General features: G+C 67.6%; 16 protein-coding genes. 7 read left to right on the top strand and 9 right to left on the bottom strand.

Annotation, left to right across the window (positions count from 1 at the left end; translation table 11 throughout):
- Window positions 1-27: 27 nt before the first annotated feature.
- The 3 genes from NA3_RS32415 to NA3_RS32405 all read right to left on the bottom strand — a co-directional run bounded on the left by NA3_RS32415 (window position 28) and on the right by NA3_RS32405 (window position 3,165).
- The gene (locus tag NA3_RS32415; RefSeq protein ID WP_062968297.1) at window positions 28-1,197 is read right to left on the bottom strand and encodes a fumarylacetoacetate hydrolase family protein; all 1,170 of its coding nucleotides are present in this window, start codon (window positions 1,195-1,197) and stop codon (window positions 28-30) included.
- An 8-nt stretch (window positions 1,198-1,205) separates the two neighbouring features.
- Window positions 1,206-2,414: a homogentisate 1,2-dioxygenase gene (locus tag NA3_RS32410; protein ID WP_062968245.1), complete on the bottom strand. Its 1,209-nt coding sequence runs from the start codon at window positions 2,412-2,414 to the stop codon at window positions 1,206-1,208.
- Between the two features lie 124 nt (window positions 2,415-2,538).
- Window positions 2,539-3,165 (bottom strand): TetR/AcrR family transcriptional regulator, encoded by a 627-nt coding sequence (locus NA3_RS32405; protein WP_030516593.1) that lies wholly within the window; start codon window positions 3,163-3,165, stop codon window positions 2,539-2,541.
- Window positions 3,166-3,454: 289 nt separating this feature from the next.
- Between NA3_RS32405 and NA3_RS32400 the strand changes: the two genes are divergently transcribed.
- Window positions 3,455-5,281, top strand: coding sequence for an acyl-CoA dehydrogenase (locus NA3_RS32400; RefSeq protein ID WP_062968243.1), 1,827 nt, complete (start codon window positions 3,455-3,457; stop codon window positions 5,279-5,281).
- Between the two features lie 134 nt (window positions 5,282-5,415).
- Window positions 5,416-6,054 (top strand): hypothetical protein, encoded by a 639-nt coding sequence (locus NA3_RS32395; protein WP_062968241.1) that lies wholly within the window; start codon window positions 5,416-5,418, stop codon window positions 6,052-6,054.
- On the opposite strand, the gene NA3_RS32390 is transcribed toward NA3_RS32395, so the two are convergent.
- From NA3_RS32390 to NA3_RS32380, 3 genes are read right to left on the bottom strand one after another with little or no spacing between them, the layout of a single operon-like run.
- Complete coding sequence (locus tag NA3_RS32390) at window positions 6,035-6,901, bottom strand: exodeoxyribonuclease III (RefSeq protein WP_062968239.1); 867 nt, start codon at window positions 6,899-6,901, stop codon at window positions 6,035-6,037. The genes NA3_RS32395 and NA3_RS32390 overlap by 20 nt on opposite strands.
- A gap of 22 nt (window positions 6,902-6,923) precedes the next feature.
- A complete protein-coding gene (locus NA3_RS32385) occupies window positions 6,924-7,913 on the bottom strand; it encodes an N-acetylglutamate synthase, CG3035 family (RefSeq protein ID WP_062968236.1) in 990 nt (329 codons plus the stop codon).
- Complete coding sequence (locus NA3_RS32380) at window positions 7,903-8,493, bottom strand: peptide deformylase (protein ID WP_062968234.1); 591 nt, start codon at window positions 8,491-8,493, stop codon at window positions 7,903-7,905. The genes NA3_RS32385 and NA3_RS32380 overlap by 11 nt, the downstream gene beginning before the upstream one ends.
- A gap of 126 nt (window positions 8,494-8,619) precedes the next feature.
- Between NA3_RS32380 and napA the strand changes: the two genes are divergently transcribed.
- The 4 genes from napA to NA3_RS32360 all read left to right on the top strand — a co-directional run bounded on the left by napA (window position 8,620) and on the right by NA3_RS32360 (window position 11,610).
- The gene (gene napA, locus NA3_RS32375; protein WP_062968231.1) at window positions 8,620-9,021 is read left to right on the top strand and encodes a nucleoid-associated protein NapA; all 402 of its coding nucleotides are present in this window, start codon (window positions 8,620-8,622) and stop codon (window positions 9,019-9,021) included.
- A gap of 54 nt (window positions 9,022-9,075) precedes the next feature.
- Window positions 9,076-9,645 (top strand): LytR C-terminal domain-containing protein, encoded by a 570-nt coding sequence (locus NA3_RS32370; RefSeq protein WP_062968229.1) that lies wholly within the window; start codon window positions 9,076-9,078, stop codon window positions 9,643-9,645.
- 116 nt (window positions 9,646-9,761) lie between these two features.
- Entirely contained in the window at window positions 9,762-10,451 is a 690-nt protein-coding gene (sodC, locus tag NA3_RS32365) for a superoxide dismutase[Cu-Zn] (protein ID WP_062968227.1), read from the top strand.
- A 13-nt stretch (window positions 10,452-10,464) separates the two neighbouring features.
- Entirely contained in the window at window positions 10,465-11,610 is a 1,146-nt protein-coding gene (locus NA3_RS32360; RefSeq protein WP_062968225.1) for a glutamate--cysteine ligase, read from the top strand.
- Between the two features lie 34 nt (window positions 11,611-11,644).
- Here the strand turns inward: NA3_RS32360 and NA3_RS32355 are convergent, their stop codons facing one another.
- Window positions 11,645-11,950, bottom strand: a complete 306-nt coding sequence (locus NA3_RS32355; RefSeq protein WP_062968223.1) for a hypothetical protein — start codon at window positions 11,948-11,950, stop codon at window positions 11,645-11,647.
- 147 nt (window positions 11,951-12,097) lie between these two features.
- Between NA3_RS32355 and NA3_RS32350 the strand changes: the two genes are divergently transcribed.
- Complete coding sequence (locus tag NA3_RS32350) at window positions 12,098-13,444, top strand: phosphatase PAP2 family protein (RefSeq protein WP_084492056.1); 1,347 nt, start codon at window positions 12,098-12,100, stop codon at window positions 13,442-13,444.
- A gap of 5 nt (window positions 13,445-13,449) precedes the next feature.
- On the opposite strand, the gene mnhG is transcribed toward NA3_RS32350, so the two are convergent.
- Together mnhG and NA3_RS32340 are read right to left on the bottom strand one after the other, a co-directional pair.
- The gene (mnhG, locus tag NA3_RS32345) at window positions 13,450-13,806 is read right to left on the bottom strand and encodes a monovalent cation/H(+) antiporter subunit G (RefSeq protein ID WP_084492055.1); all 357 of its coding nucleotides are present in this window, start codon (window positions 13,804-13,806) and stop codon (window positions 13,450-13,452) included.
- Entirely contained in the window at window positions 13,803-14,063 is a 261-nt protein-coding gene (locus NA3_RS32340; protein WP_062968221.1) for a monovalent cation/H+ antiporter complex subunit F, read from the bottom strand. The genes mnhG and NA3_RS32340 overlap by 4 nt, the downstream gene beginning before the upstream one ends.
- Window positions 14,064-14,115 lie beyond the last annotated feature (52 nt).

Raw genomic sequence — 14,115 nt, 5'->3', positions numbered from 1 at the left:
TCTTGTGTTGTAGATCACATTCTACGATCACTGGTTCGCGGGAAAAATGCGGCCGCCGACCTCGCCTAACGCGATACGCGCCCCGCCGGGGCCAGGGGCCGTCGCGGTGAGCAGGACCGTATCCCCGTCGGCAAGGAAGGTCCGCTCGCAGCCGCCGACGTCGACCGGGTGGGCGCCGTTGCCGGAGAGTTCGATGAACGATCCGCTCTGGTCCTGCCGGGGTCCCGAGATCGTGCCGGAGGCGAACAGATCGCCGGGCCGGGTGCCGGCGCCGTTGACGGTCAGATGGGCCAGCATCTGCGCCGCCGACCAGTACATCGCGCGATAGGGTGGCGCGCTGACCGGGACGCCGTTCCAGTACACCCGCACGTCGATGTCGAAGCCCCAATCCTGGTGTCCTCGTAGATAGGAAAGCGGTTCGGGTCTTTGTTCCGGCACCGCGATCCGGGCGGATTCCAGCGCGGCGAGCGGAGTGATCCACGCCGCCAGCGAGGTGGCGAACGATTTGCCGAGAAACGGGCCGAGCGGCTGTCCCTCCCACGCCTGGATGTCGCGGGCCGACCAGTCGTTGACCAGCGCCACGCCGAAGACGTGGCCGGCGAAGTCGTCCACCGCGATCGAGGTGCCGATCTCGGAACCGACGCCGACGACGAAGCCGAGTTCCGCCTCGATGTCCAGCCGCGTGGAGGGCGCGAATTCCGGTGCGCCCGAGGCGGTCCGGCGCTGCCCGCACGGGCGTCGCACCGGCGTGCCCGAGACCACCACGCTGCCCGCCCGCCCGTGATAGCCGACCGGCAGATGACGCCAATTCGGAAGCAGCGGTTCGCCGTTCGGCCGCAGGAAGCCGCCCAGCCGGGTGGCGTGGTCGATACTGGCGTAGAAGTCCACGTAGTCGCCGACGGATATCGGCAGGGACAGCCGCACCGACTCCAGTGGATGGATCGCGGCCGCGGGCAGCGGAGCGCGCACGGCGTCCCGTAATCGTTCGCGCACGCTGTGCCAGCGGGCCGGGCCCTGCGCGAGGAAGCCGTTCAGAGTCGGACGCGCGAAGATCGAATCATCCAGCAGCGCGGCGATATCCAGCACCTGCGCGCCGAACCGGACGCCGGCGCGGAACGGACCGCCGGGCGGTGCGAACACCCCGTAGGGCAGGTTGTCCGGCCCGAACGGGTCGTCGTCGGCGACGTTCAGCCGCACCGTCGCGGTCACGCCCGCCCCGAACTCGGCCCGCGCCCCGACCAGGTCCACGCATAGTCCGGATCCTCGCAGGCCAGCGCGCCCTCACCGAGGCCCAGCGGGCGGAAGGTGTCGACCATCACCGCCAGTTCGTCGAAATACTCCACGCCGATACTGCGTTCGTAGGCGCCCGGCTGCGGGCCGTGCGCATATCCGCCCGGATGCACCGAGACCGACCCCGGCCCGATGCCGGAACCGCGCCGAGCCTCGTAGTTTCCGCCGCAATAGAACAGGATCTCGTCGGAGTCGACGTTGGAGTGGTAGTAGGGCACCGGAATCGACAGCGGGTGATAGTCGACCTTGCGCGGTACGAAGTCGCAGATCACGAAGTTCGTACCCGCGAAGGCCTGATGCACCGGGGGCGGCTGATGAATGCGGCCGGTGATCGGCTCGAAATCGCCGATATTGAACCGATACGGGTACAGGCAGCCGTCCCAGCCCACCACGTCGAACGGATGATCGGCGTAAACCATTCGGGTGCCGAGTATTTCGGCGCCGGGCCGATGTTTCACCAGGACCTCGACCTCGGTGCCGGACTCCTGCAGCGGCTCGGCCGGACCGTGCAGATCCCGCTCGCAATACGGCGAATTCTCCAGGAACTGGCCGAATGCCGACAGATACCGCTTGGGTGCGGTGATATGCCCGGTCGCCTCGACGATATAGCCGCGCAGCGGTTCCGGGCCGTCCGGCCGCCAGCGATGCGTGGTCGCGCGCGGCAGCAGCACATGATCGCCGGTGCGCACCGGCAGCCGCCCGAAGACGGTATCCACCACGCCCGATCCGGACTCGACGTAGACGAGCTCGTCACCGATCGCGTTGCGGTACAACGGGGATTCGCGCAGCGCCGCCACATAGGAGATGCGCACGTCGTCGTTGCCGAGGATCAGGCGGCGGCCGGTCACGACGTCGGTCTGCGCGAGCACGGACTCGGGGAACAGTTCGTGCAACCGCAGGTGCCGGTGCCGCAGCGGATGGTTCGGCACGGTCCGGGAATTCGGCGGCCGCCAGGCCGAGGAATCGATGATCGCCGGTGGCAGGCCACGGTGATACAGCAGCGACGAATCGCCGGAGAAGCCTTCCTCGCCCATCAGCTCCTCGTAGAGCAGCCGCCCCCGTTCGTCACGATGCTGGGTGTGCCGCTTCGGCGGTAGGGAACCCAGTTGCCGATAGAACGCCATACCGCTCTCCCGCCGGGTCGCTGGTCGAATGGACGCCGATTTCCATTTTAGCTAGCACAATTGCCGGAGAGTGCGAACTTTGATCGGCAGAAATACCAGTCGAGGGGCGGTTTCGCGACAGCGCTCAGGCCGAGCGCAGCGCCCGGTAGACCGCGGCGCCGACGAAGGCGCCCAGATCCTGCGGGGTCCACTTGTCGCCCTCGGTCACCAGCGTGCGGACCGCGCCCTCACCGGCCGAGACCCACAACTCGACCAGTGCGGGCAGTTTGCGTTCCGCGTCGACCGTTCCCCAGGCCTCCAGGGTGGGCCGCAGCCGGCGGGTGCAGCGCTCGACCGCGAAGCTGCGCCCGCGTCCGAACGAACTCGCCACCGCCGGATCGGGGTTGCCGTGCAGCAGTTTCCAGGTGTCGGGGCGTTTGGAGACCGTCTCCAGCAGGGCGCGGAAGCCTTCGACGAAGACCTCTTCGTCGGCCTCGACCCGGCGCGGTGGCAGGGCGTCCATGATGCCGGCCAGCAGCAGCCCCTCCTCACGCTGGATGAGGGCGTTGATGAGTTCGACGCGGTCGGCGAAGCAGGCGTAGACCACCGGCCGGGTCACGGTGAGGCGTTCGGCCACGGCGGCGATGGTGACGGCCGCGATCCCCTCGTCCGCCGCGATGCGCAGCGCCGCATCCAGAACCTGCGGGCGTCGGCGTTCGGGGCCGAGATGCTGGGCCCGTTGACGCGGTCGCACCGCGGATTCCGAAGCCATGGCGAACAAGATAGCAGTGGTAGAGGCCGGTTATGGCGGTCGCGTCGCGCCGGCGGAGGGCGGGCGGACGGGCGGGGCTCGGCCGAGCGCGGATATCGAATGCGAGCACATTCCGAGCAAATTGCCGCGAGGTGGCGCGCGATTGAGGAAAGTGAATCGCGGATGGACTGTTCCGTCCGCATAAGTTACCCCGAATTCTCTAGTCTCGGCCGGTTACGGTTGCGTAAGTGAACCCGGGTACGGCAACCTCCGACGGAGAACATCCCACGATGGCGAGGAGGCCCTGAGCGTGTCGCACTACAAGGCGAACCTTCGGGATATCGAGTTCAACTTGTTCGAGGTGCTGGGGATCGGTGCGTTGCTGGAAGCCGGCGCGTACGGCGATCTGGATACCGAAACCGCGCGCGGAATGCTCACCGAGGTGCAGCGGTTGGCGGAGGGACCGGTAGCCGAATCGTTCGTCGACGCCGACCGCAATCCGATCTCGTTCGACGCCGCCAGGCACGAGGTCACCGTGCCGGACCCCCTGCGCAAGACGGTCGCGGCGGTCAACGAGGCCGGCTGGTCCGGGCTGGGTATGCCCGAGGACATGGGCGGTGTCGAAGCCCCGTCGCCGCTGATCTGGGCCATCCAGGAAATGATCGTCGCGGCGAACAATTCGGCCAGCTTCTTCAATATGGGCCCGCTCATGCACCAGGTGCTGTACCGCGAGGGCACCGAGGAACAGCGGCGGTGGGCCGAGCACGCCTGGGAAAACCGCTGGGGCGGAACGATGGTCCTCACCGAACCGGATGCCGGATCGGATGTCGGCATGGGCCGCACCAAGGCCGTCCAGCAGCCCGACGGCACCTGGCACATCGAAGGCGTGAAGCGCTTCATCTCCGGCGGCGACGTCGGCGATACCGCCGACAACATCTTCCACCTCACCCTGGCGCGGCCCGAGGGCGCCGGCCCGGGGACCAAGGGCCTGTCGCTGTTCGTGGTGCCGAAGTATCTGTTCGATTCGCAGACAATGGAATTGGGCGAGCGCAACGGCGTGCTGGTGACCAATCTCGAACACAAGATGGGCATCAAGTCCTCGCCCACCTGTGAGCTGACCTACGGTGGCGACAAGCCCGCGATCGGTTATCTGGTCGGCGACGTGCACAACGGCATCGCCCAGATGTTCAAGGTCATCGAGAACGCGCGCATGATGGTCGGCGTGCTGTCGGCGGGAACGCTGTCCACCGGCTACCTGAACGCGCTGGAGTACGCGAAGTCCCGTGTCCAGGGCGCCGACCTGACCCAGATGGCCGACAAGACCGCCCCGCGCGTCACCATCACCCACCACCCGGACGTCCGGCGCAGCCTGGCGCTGCAGAAGTCCTATGCGGAGGGTCTGCGGGCGCTGTACCTGTACTGCGCGGCCTATCAGAACGACGATGTGGCACAGGCGAACTTCGGCGCCGACCCCGATACCGCGGCGCGGGTCAACGACCTGCTGCTGCCGATCGTCAAGGGTGTGGGCTCGGAACGCGCGTACGAAACCCTCACCGAGTCGCTGCAGACCTTCGGTGGATCGGGATACCTGCAGGACTACCCGATCGAGCAGTACATCCGCGACGTGAAGATCGACTCGCTGTACGAGGGCACGACCGCGATCCAGGCGCAGGACTTCTTCTTCCGCAAGATCGTTCGCGACAAGGGCGTGGCCCTGGCACACGTGGCCGGACTGGTGCAGCAGTTCGTCGAGAGCGAGCCCGACACCTTGAAGGCGGAGAAGACCCTGCTGGGCGCCGCCCTCGCGGATGTGCAGGCGATGGCGACCGCGCTCACCGGCTATCTGGTGGCCGCGGCGCAGACGCCGGAGGAGATCTACAAGGTCGGACTCGGTTCGGTGCGTTTCCTGCATGCCGTGGGTGATCTCGTCATCGGCTGGCGGCTCCTGGCGCAGGCGCAGGTCGCGCAGGCCGCGCTGGCCGGACAGCCCTCGGAGAAGGATCGGCTGTTCTACACCGGAAAGGTCGGTGTCGCATCGTGGTTCGCCAAGAACCAGCTGCCGCTGCTGAGTGGTGTGCGGGCCGTCGTGGAGAACCTCGACACCGACATCATGGCGCTGGAGGAGGGCGCCTTCTGAGCCGGAGGCGACCGTAGCGCTGAGTTCGCCACCCCCATCGCGCACACGGCCGGCCGGGAAATCCCGGCCGGCCGTGGCGTATTCGTGTCCGACTCGCCCGCGTGCGGTACCCGAATGCGGGTACAACTGTCGGCATGGTGTTCCCGATGGCCTTCGGCTGGATCCAGGCATTGCTGGCGATGCTCTTCGTCGTCGCGATCGCGCTGCTGGTCACGGCCGTCCTCCGCGCCCGGAAAGCGGGCTGGCGCAGGCATATCGGGCGCGGCGCGAGCGGGCTGGTGGTGCTGCTGGTGGCGGTCGTCCTGCTGTGGGCGGTGACACTGCTGCAGACCTACCTCGGCCTGACCGGAGAGGTGAAGGCCGCGCACGTCGTCGCGAAAAGCGTTGCGGGCAGCGACCATACCCTCGATGTGGAGCTCACCCTCTACGGCGACGGACATCACGACGAGACCCGTCGGACCTACCGGATCGAGGGCGATCTGTGGGTGCTACAGGCCGATATCGTGGAATTGGAGCCGTGGGTCAACGCACTCGGTTTCCATTCCGGCTACAAGGTGACCCGGCTCTACGGCCAGCGGCTCGACGGTGCCGCGGTGAGCCAGCACCAGACCATGCTCAACGGCGGCGACGGTGACTTCTTCACCGATATGCGCGATCACAGCTGGTACACCGAACCGTTCATCCGCTCGGCATACGGCAACGCGGTGATCGCGATGCCCGGCAGCTACGACGTCTACATCTCCCACGACGCCATCAAGACCCGGCAGAGCTGACCTCCGGCCCGCCCTGCTCCGGAAGCGCCGGCGACTCCGAGAATTCGACCACCACGGGCGCATGATCGCTGGCGCCCTTACCTTTTCGTTCCTCGCGATCGACCCCGGCATCGACGGCGCGGGCGCACAGCGCGGGTGAGGCGAGGACGAAATCGATGCGCATACCCTCCTTACGCGGAAAGCGCAGCTGGGTGTAGTCCCAGTAGGTGTAGACACCCGGGCCGGGGGCGAACGGGCGCATCACATCGGTGAATCCCGCCGCCACGACGGCCTCGAACGCGGCCCGCTCCGGTGCCGAGGTGTGCGTCTTGTGCGCGAAGAACTCCGGCGACCATACGTCGTCGTCGGTGGGGGCGATATTCCAGTCGCCGCACAGCGCGATCTGCGCCGACGGATCGGACCGCAACCAGGCCGCTCCGGAATCACGCAGGGCCGCAAGCCATTCCAGCTTGTAGGTGTAGTGCGGATCGGTCAGGGTACGTCCGTTGGGTACGTACAGACTCCACACCCGCACGCCGCCGCAGGTGGCGCCGATCGCCCGCGCCTCCACCACCGGGGCGCTCAGCAGCGAGGCCTCGGCGTCCTTGTCGAATCCGGGCTGGCCGGGGAAGGTGACCTCGACCTCGTCGATGCCCACCCGGGAGGCGATCGCCACCCCGTTCCACTGGCTGAATCCGGTGTGCACGATCTCGTAGCCGGCCTCTTCGAACCGCTCGGCCGGGAACTGGTCGTCGCGGCATTTGGTTTCCTGGATGGCCAGCACATCGATATCGGCGCGGTCCAGCCACGACACGACCCGATCCACGCGAGATCGAATCGAATTCACATTCCAGGTGGCCAACCGCATGAGACGAGATTAGTCGGCGGGTTCACTCCCGGCGGTGGCGGCCGGCGTCGGGGTCCGGGGCGGCGTAGCGGTAGGTGTGGTGGTCGACGAAGCCCATCTCCCGGTACATCGCGAGGGCGGCGGCGTTGTCCGCCTCCACCTGGACGTAGGCGTGGGTGGCGCCGCGTTTGTAACCCCAATTGATCAGTTCGGCGCAGACGAGGGTGCCCAGGCCGTGGCGGCGGTGGGGTGCGGCGACCGCGAGACAGCTCAGGCCGATCCAGCGGCGGCCGTCGGGGGCGGTGGTGAGGGCGCCGCGGCCGATCGCCAGCGGAGTCGGCAGGCCCAACGCGGCGAAACCGAGTTCACCGTCGCGGACCGCGGTCAGCACGTCGGTGTCGGGCAGCGGCGCGGCCACGTCGACGGTGTCCTCCCCGCGGTGCCGGTGCAATTCCAGCCATGCCGGGTGCGGACGATCGTCGATGCGGACCATCGACGGACCCTGCGGCAGGACGAAAGTGGCGATGTCGATGCCGAGCACCATCGTCTCGCCCCAAGTGCGCCAGCCCGGCGGCACCGGCGCCAGGCGATCGGGAAGCCGAAGTTGCAGCGGCAGACCGTGTTCGGTGTACCACTCGCCGATGCGATGCAGCGTGCGCATGTCGAGCGCGGCGTTGCGGCCCGACTCACCCAGTGGCACAGCGGAATTCGCGCGATGGGTGTATCCGTTGCCGGTGCTGCACAGCCAGCCGTCGAACCAGGCCCGCTCGAGCCCGGGCCAGCCGTCGATCGCGGCCGCTTCCAGCGCGCGGATCTCACCGATCCGGATCGGGCGGGGCCCCAGGGCTTTCATCGCCACCACCCGATCGGGGGCGATCGTCACGGTGGTGCCGTCGGCGGTGCGGACCTGCACCGGATCCGGTGCGACCAGCTCGCCGATCACATCCGTGAACTGCTGTGGATCCCCCTCGGGCAGGCGGTACCGCACCACCACACGGCGCCCGAGCGGGATATCGGGACGGTCAGTCGTCATGCCCGAACGGATCCGGCACCTCGCCCGGCACCCAGCTCAAACCCGGTGTGCCCCAGCCGTTGCGCTTGATCGCCTTCTTCGCGGCGCGGGCATTGCGGCCGATCAGCACGTCCACATAGAGGAATCCGTCGAGGTGACCGACCTCGTGCTGGAGCATGCGGGCGAAGAAACCCTTGCCCTCGATCGTGACCGGCTCGCCGTGTTCGTCGGTGCCGGTGACCCGCGCCCAGTCCGCGCGGCCGGTGGGGAACTGCTCACCCGGAACCGAGAGGCAGCCTTCCTCGTCGTCGTCGGGATCGGGCATGGTCTCGGGGATCTCGGAGGTCTCCAGCACCGGATTGATCACCGCGCCGCGCCGCCGCCGTACCGAGCCGTCGGGCTGCACGTCCGGGCAGTCGTAGACGAACAGCCGCAGCGATTCACCGACCTGATTGGCGGCCAGCCCGACTCCGTTGGCGGCGTCGAGGGTTTCGTACATGTCCGCGATCAGGCCGGCGAGTTCGGCCGGCGACTGCGACACCTGCCGGGTCGGGTTGTGCAGAACCGGATCGCCGACGATGCGGATCGGGAGAATCGCCATGGTGGCACACTTTACGCGGCGCCGCGTGTACGGCCCGACACGCCGTACGACGCCTCGGTGAAGGGGTGTGCCGCGTGGTTGAATGACGACGACTGTCGTCCGTTGTTGATTCGGCGAGGGAGCAATATGGACAGCGCAGCGGCCCGGAATCTATCCGCAAGCGAGGACAGCTCCGCGAGCGAAGAGATCGTGGCAGTGGTCGAGGGCGCCTCCGGCGCGGCGGTCGAGGGCGCCTCCGGCGCGGTGGTCGAGGGCGCCTCCGAGGGGGCCGCGGTAGACGGTCTCACCCGCCGCGAACTCGACATCCTCGATTTCGAGCGCAAGTGGTGGAAGTACGCCGGCGCCAAGGAAGAAGCCATCCGGGAGCTGTTCGCCATGTCCGCCACCCGCTACTACCAGGTCTTGAACGCCGTCGTCGACAAGCCCGAGGCGCTGGCCGCCGATCCGATGCTGGTGAAACGGCTGCGCCGGTTGCGGGCCAGCCGGCAGAAATCGCGGGCGGCGCGGCGGCTGGGCTTCCAGGTCTGATCGGCCGATGTCCGATGCACGCGCCCGCTCATCCCTGCGACTAGGGTCGACACCGTGAGCAACCCGAATCCGCCCTCCGGTGGACCGCCGCTGCGAGCACTCGCGATGGTGCTGATCGCGCTGGCCATCGTCTTCGCGGGCCTCGGCGCGATGGCGCTGTCGAACTCGACTTCCGATTCCGCTGCCGCGGAGACCTCGTCGGATACCGAGACCACGACCGCCCCGGTCACCACCACCCGGGCCGCCGCCACGGCCCCCTCGACGACGGCGGCCACCTCCACCGCGGCGCCGGCGACCACGCTCACCACGACCACCGCGGCGCCGACCAGCACCGCGGCCGGTGTGGACAAGACGGTCCCGGTCCGGGTGCTGAACAACAGCACCGTCGCCGGCCTGGCCTCCAAGACCGGGAGCCAGCTCACCGCGGCGGGCTTCGACGTCACCGAGACCGGCAACTACCCCGGCGGTGTGATCGCGAAAACAACTGTCTACTACGGAAATTCCCCGCACGAACGGGAGACCGCCCAGGCGATCGCGAACGAACTGGGAGTATCGGCCGAGCCGCGTTTCGCCGGAATCGCGGACTCGCCGCCGGGCGTGATCGTCATCGTCACCGGTAACTAGAACCCAACCGAGCCCCACCAGTGCGGTGCATAACGCCTCTGGCATCATCTTGTCCGGTAAGGAATCTGTTCAACCAGCACTACTCGTAAACTCGGTACTCGTAAAGGAGTTCTCCGATGGCCCCCTCCGCAACCCGTCGCCCCTCCTGGCGGACTGTGACACCGATGCTGGCGATCGCGGCTTTCGGCCTGGTCGCATGCAGCAACAGCCAGGAGTCGAGCGACGTCAAGGGGACCACCCCCGCGGTGTGGACCGGTACCGCCGGCCCGGCGGAGAACTCCGGCACCACCGCCGCGCAGAACGCGCCCTCCGGCGATTCGGTCTCGGTGCAGTTGAAGGACCCCTCCGGCGCGCAGGTCGGCACCGCCACCATCGCCAAGTCCGGCGACAAGCTGCAGATCACCGTCGACGCGCACGGCCTGCAGCCGGGCTTCCACGGCCTGCACATCCACCAGAACGGCAAGTGTGAGCCGAACTCCACCGCCCCGGCCGGCGGCGCGCCGGGCAACTTCCTCTCCGCCGGTGGCCACCTCCAGGTGGGCGAATCGAACGCCCATCCGTCCAGCGGCGATCTGACCTCGCTCGAGGTCGGCAAGGACGGCACCGCGAAGCTGGTGACCACCACCGACTCCGTGACGCTGGACCAGATCAAGGGCAAGGCGCTGATGATCCACGCCGGCGCCGACAACTTCGGCAACATCCCGAACCGCTACCAGCAGGCCAACGGTGGCGCGCCCGGGCCCGATGCCGAGACTCTGGCAACCGGCGACGCGGGCGGCCGGGTCGCCTGCGGCGTCATCGGGTAAGAGCGGATTCGTCATGGGTGGGGCTGGCTCTCGAACGGTTCCCTGGAACGGCTCGCCCCGCCCGACGCTGGGCGTCGAATGGGAGATCGCGCTCGTCGACAAGCAGACGCGCAATCTCTCCAATACGGCCGCCGCGGTCTTCGATCAGGTCGGTGATCTGCGGGCGCCCAACGGCCCGCCGCATGTCACCAAGGAACTGCTGAAGAACACGGTCGAACTCGTCAGCGGTGTCCACGACACCGTCGGCGAGGTGGTCGATGAGATGCACGCCACGATGGACACCGTGCGCGCGGCCGCCGACCGGGTCGGTGTGGACCTGTTCTGCGCGGGCACCCATCCGTTCGCCCAGTGGTCGACGCAACAGCTGACCCGCTCCGAGCATTACGACGAACTGATCAGCCGCACCCAGTGGTGGGGCCGCCAGATGCTGATCTGGGGCGTGCACGTGCACGTGGGAGTCTCGCACCCGGAGAAGGTCTTTCCGATTCTCAACACGCTGCTGCTCTCGTATCCTCATCTGCTGGCGCTGTCGGCGTCCTCGCCGATGTGGGCCGGCATCGATACCGGGTACGCGAGCAATCGCGCCCTGATGTTCCAGCAGTTGCCGACCGCCGGATTGCCGTTCCAGTTCGAGAACTGGTCGCAGTTCGAGTCTTTCGTGCACGACCAGATGAAAACCGGTGTGTTCGAACAGCTCGGCGGCATGCACTGGGATATCCGTCCCGCGCCGAAGTGGGGGACCATCGAGGTCCGCGTCTGCGACGGAATCCCCAGCCGCTTCGAACTTTCCGCACTCGTCGCACTCATCCACTGCCTGATCGTGGATCTGGATCGCCGGGTGGAGGCGGGGGAGACCATGCCCACCCTGCCGCCGTGGCACGTGCAGGAGAACAAGTGGCGCGCGGCGCGTTACGGCCTGGACGCGATCATCATCACCGACTCCGACAGCAACGAGCGGCTGGTCACCGACGATCTGATGGATCTGCTGGATCGATTGCAGCCCACCGCGAAACTGTTGCAGTGCGAGAACGAACTGGCGCGGGTGCCCGATATCGTCGACCGCGGGGCGTCGTATCAACGCCAGCGGCGAGTGGCGGCGGCCGCGCAGGGCGATCTGGTCGCGGTGGTGGACGCCCTGGTCAAGGAATTGAACAGCTGAGTCGATTCGGTGAGACGGCCCCGGGTGGCGCCGACTATCGGTGTTGTCCGGCGCGCTGGAATTCGCGCCAGGCCTTCTGAGTTTCGGTGAGCTTCGGGCGGGGCGTCCGGTTGCGGAAGAAGTTCACCACCATCGTCACCGGAACGATGAACGCGTGGAAAAAGATCAGGTACGAGCCGCCGTCGAAGAGAACGGCGAGATAGAAGGCGTAGCCGAGGAAGATGCCGCCGAAGATGCCGTTGAAGGATCGTGACGCGCTGCTCTGCCCCTGCTTCACCGACGCCATGGCGATCATGACGATTCCGCTGATCGCGAGCAGTGCGACATACCAAGTGAACATGGCTCGAACTCTGGCAGCGCGACCCTAATGATCGCTTAGGGAAAGGTTGTCGCGGCGAGCGCGGAGCGACCATGGCGCAGATCACATCCGTCGCCGACGTTTCCGCTGTGCGAGGGGCGGCGTTCATCGCCTGTTTACGATGATCGGGTGCTGCTCGATGATCCGCGTTCCGACTTCGGTAACGCTCGCCGTGGACGGTTCCGGAAATGGTCGTCGCAGCACGCGGTCTGGGTGCTGGTCACGGCGGTGCCGGCGTTGCTGGTCGCATTGCAGATCGTGGCCGTGCGCAACAACTTCGAGGGCCCGCTGCACAGCCTCTGGGAGGATTTCGCCGGTACGCCCAAATCGGTCTCCGTGCCGTGGGCGGGGCTGGCACTGGCGCTGGTCGGATTGTCGTGGCGATGGCGGTTCACCGCCGTCGGCGTGGCGGTGATCGTCGATGCCGTCTGCGCGTCGATTCGCGTGCTGCTCGGCGGTCCCCTGACCATCGGCAACGGTGCGGTCATCGCACTCACCGCGGTGGTGCTGATCGCCTGGCTCGGCTGGGAGGGCGCCCCCAAACGCAATGCCCTGCACGCGGCGGCGCTGGGATCGCTGCTGATCATCGCCACCAAGGTCGGAGATGTATGGCTGCACTTCACGGTGGTGGCCGGCCCGAACGTCCGCGACCGCTATCTGGTGCTGGCCGATCACGCCTTCGGTGAGCCCGCATGGGTGATGGGCCGGGTGATCGACGCCCTGGGGTCGGTGGTCTACGGCGTATTGCACTGGGTCTACATCGAATTGCCGGTGGCCGCGATGGTGGTGGCGGTCTGGCAGCTGCGCAAGGTCGTGCCCACCGGGGTGTGGCCCCGGCACTATCTGGTGCGCACCTTCCTGGTGCTGGGACTGGTCGGCCCCGTGATCTATCTGATCTTTCCCGTGGTCGGGCCGATGTTCGCCTACGGACCGGACGGACATGGTCTGCAGGTCGGCGACTATTGGCCACACCTCGTACCGCCCATCGACTATCACCCGAAACCGATGCCGTTCGACCGGTACACGCCGCGCAACTGCATGCCCTCGATGCACACCGCCTGGGCGACCGCGGTTTTCCTGCACACCCGCCGCGACAACGACGGTGCGCCGGCGCCGCGCTGGGTGCGCTGGGGCGGAGCGTTCTGGCTGCTGGCGACGGTGTCGGCCACTCTGGGGTTCGGCTACCACTACGGCGCCGACCTGCTGGCGGGTGCGGTGCTCGCCCTGACCGTGGAATCGGTGTTGCGCGCCCCCGAGCGCGGCTGGGATCGAGCGCGCGCACTGCTGGTCGCCGCCGGATTCACCCTGCTGGCCGGCTTGCTGCTCGCCTATCGGTATCTGGCGGTGTGGATGGCCGACTATCCGCTGCCCGCCGGGATCATCGCGCTCGGCCTGTTCGCCGGATTCGTATCGGCGTTCTATCGCACCTGGTTCGCGCGCACGGTCGCGGACGTGGCGGAACCGGTCGCGGCGTAGGGCTTTCAGTCGTCGGGAAGGTCCTCGTCGCCCATCTCGTTGATCAGCAGCAGTCCGTCGCGGTGGCGCTGCTCCCGATAGGCCGTCCGGCCGACCAGGTGGGCGATGGCCGGTGCGGTGACGAGTGTGAACAAGCCGACGAGCACCAACATCCAGACGTTGGGATGGCCGCGCAGCTGGATCGCCGAACCGACCAGCATCAGAATCAGGCCGACGACTTGAGGTTTCGTCGCGGCGTGCATGCGCGAGAGGGTGTCGGGGAAGCGCACGATCGCGATCGCCGCGGTGGCGGCGAGGAACGCCCCGACCAGGATGGTCGCGTACGACAACCAGATCAGCGCGGTATGGAACATGCCGCTCATTTGTCGTCCCGAACCCGGAAACGCGTGACCGCGGCCGATCCCAGGAAGCCGACCAGCGACAGCGCGACGATGCCCGGCACCACCGTGGTGTCGTCGCTGTAGGCGGCCCACACCGCCAATCCGGCCGCGGCGATGCCGACCAGCGAATCGATGCCGACGACCCGGTCCAGGGTGCCGGGACCGGCCAGCACCCGGAAGGACGTGAAAGCCGCGGCGATAGCCAGGAGTATGCCCGCCACGATCGCGACGAAGGTCATGGATTTGCCTCCTGTAATTTGCGGGACACCCGCACCCGGCCGGCAGCGCGAG

Origin of the sequence: Nocardia africana NBRC 100379 (assembly GCF_001612635.1) — a bacterium.
Classification (GTDB): Bacteria; Actinomycetota; Actinomycetes; order Mycobacteriales; family Mycobacteriaceae; genus Nocardia; species Nocardia africana.
This window is presented reverse-complemented; position numbering and strand designations above follow the sequence as displayed.

Bases quoted from the DNA above. Each gene is read 5' to 3' on its own strand.
- NA3_RS32410 (WP_062968245.1), bottom strand. From the start codon at position 2,414: ATGGCGTTCTATCGGCAACTGGGTTCCCTACCGCCGAAGCGGCACACC.
- NA3_RS32405 (WP_030516593.1), bottom strand. From the start codon at position 3,165: ATGGCTTCGGAATCCGCGGTGCGACCGCGTCAACGGGCCCAGCATCTC.
- NA3_RS32395 (WP_062968241.1), top strand. From the start codon at position 5,416: ATGGTGTTCCCGATGGCCTTCGGCTGGATCCAGGCATTGCTGGCGATG.
- NA3_RS32390 (WP_062968239.1), bottom strand. From the start codon at position 6,901: ATGCGGTTGGCCACCTGGAATGTGAATTCGATTCGATCTCGCGTGGAT.
- NA3_RS32385 (WP_062968236.1), bottom strand. From the start codon at position 7,913: ATGACGACTGACCGTCCCGATATCCCGCTCGGGCGCCGTGTGGTGGTG.
- NA3_RS32380 (WP_062968234.1), bottom strand. From the start codon at position 8,493: ATGGCGATTCTCCCGATCCGCATCGTCGGCGATCCGGTTCTGCACAAC.
- napA (WP_062968231.1), top strand. From the start codon at position 8,620: ATGGACAGCGCAGCGGCCCGGAATCTATCCGCAAGCGAGGACAGCTCC.
- sodC (WP_062968227.1), top strand. From the start codon at position 9,762: ATGGCCCCCTCCGCAACCCGTCGCCCCTCCTGGCGGACTGTGACACCG.
- NA3_RS32360 (WP_062968225.1), top strand. From the start codon at position 10,465: ATGGGTGGGGCTGGCTCTCGAACGGTTCCCTGGAACGGCTCGCCCCGC.
- NA3_RS32355 (WP_062968223.1), bottom strand. From the start codon at position 11,950: ATGTTCACTTGGTATGTCGCACTGCTCGCGATCAGCGGAATCGTCATG.
- mnhG (WP_084492055.1), bottom strand. From the start codon at position 13,806: ATGAGCGGCATGTTCCATACCGCGCTGATCTGGTTGTCGTACGCGACC.
- NA3_RS32340 (WP_062968221.1), bottom strand. From the start codon at position 14,063: ATGACCTTCGTCGCGATCGTGGCGGGCATACTCCTGGCTATCGCCGCG.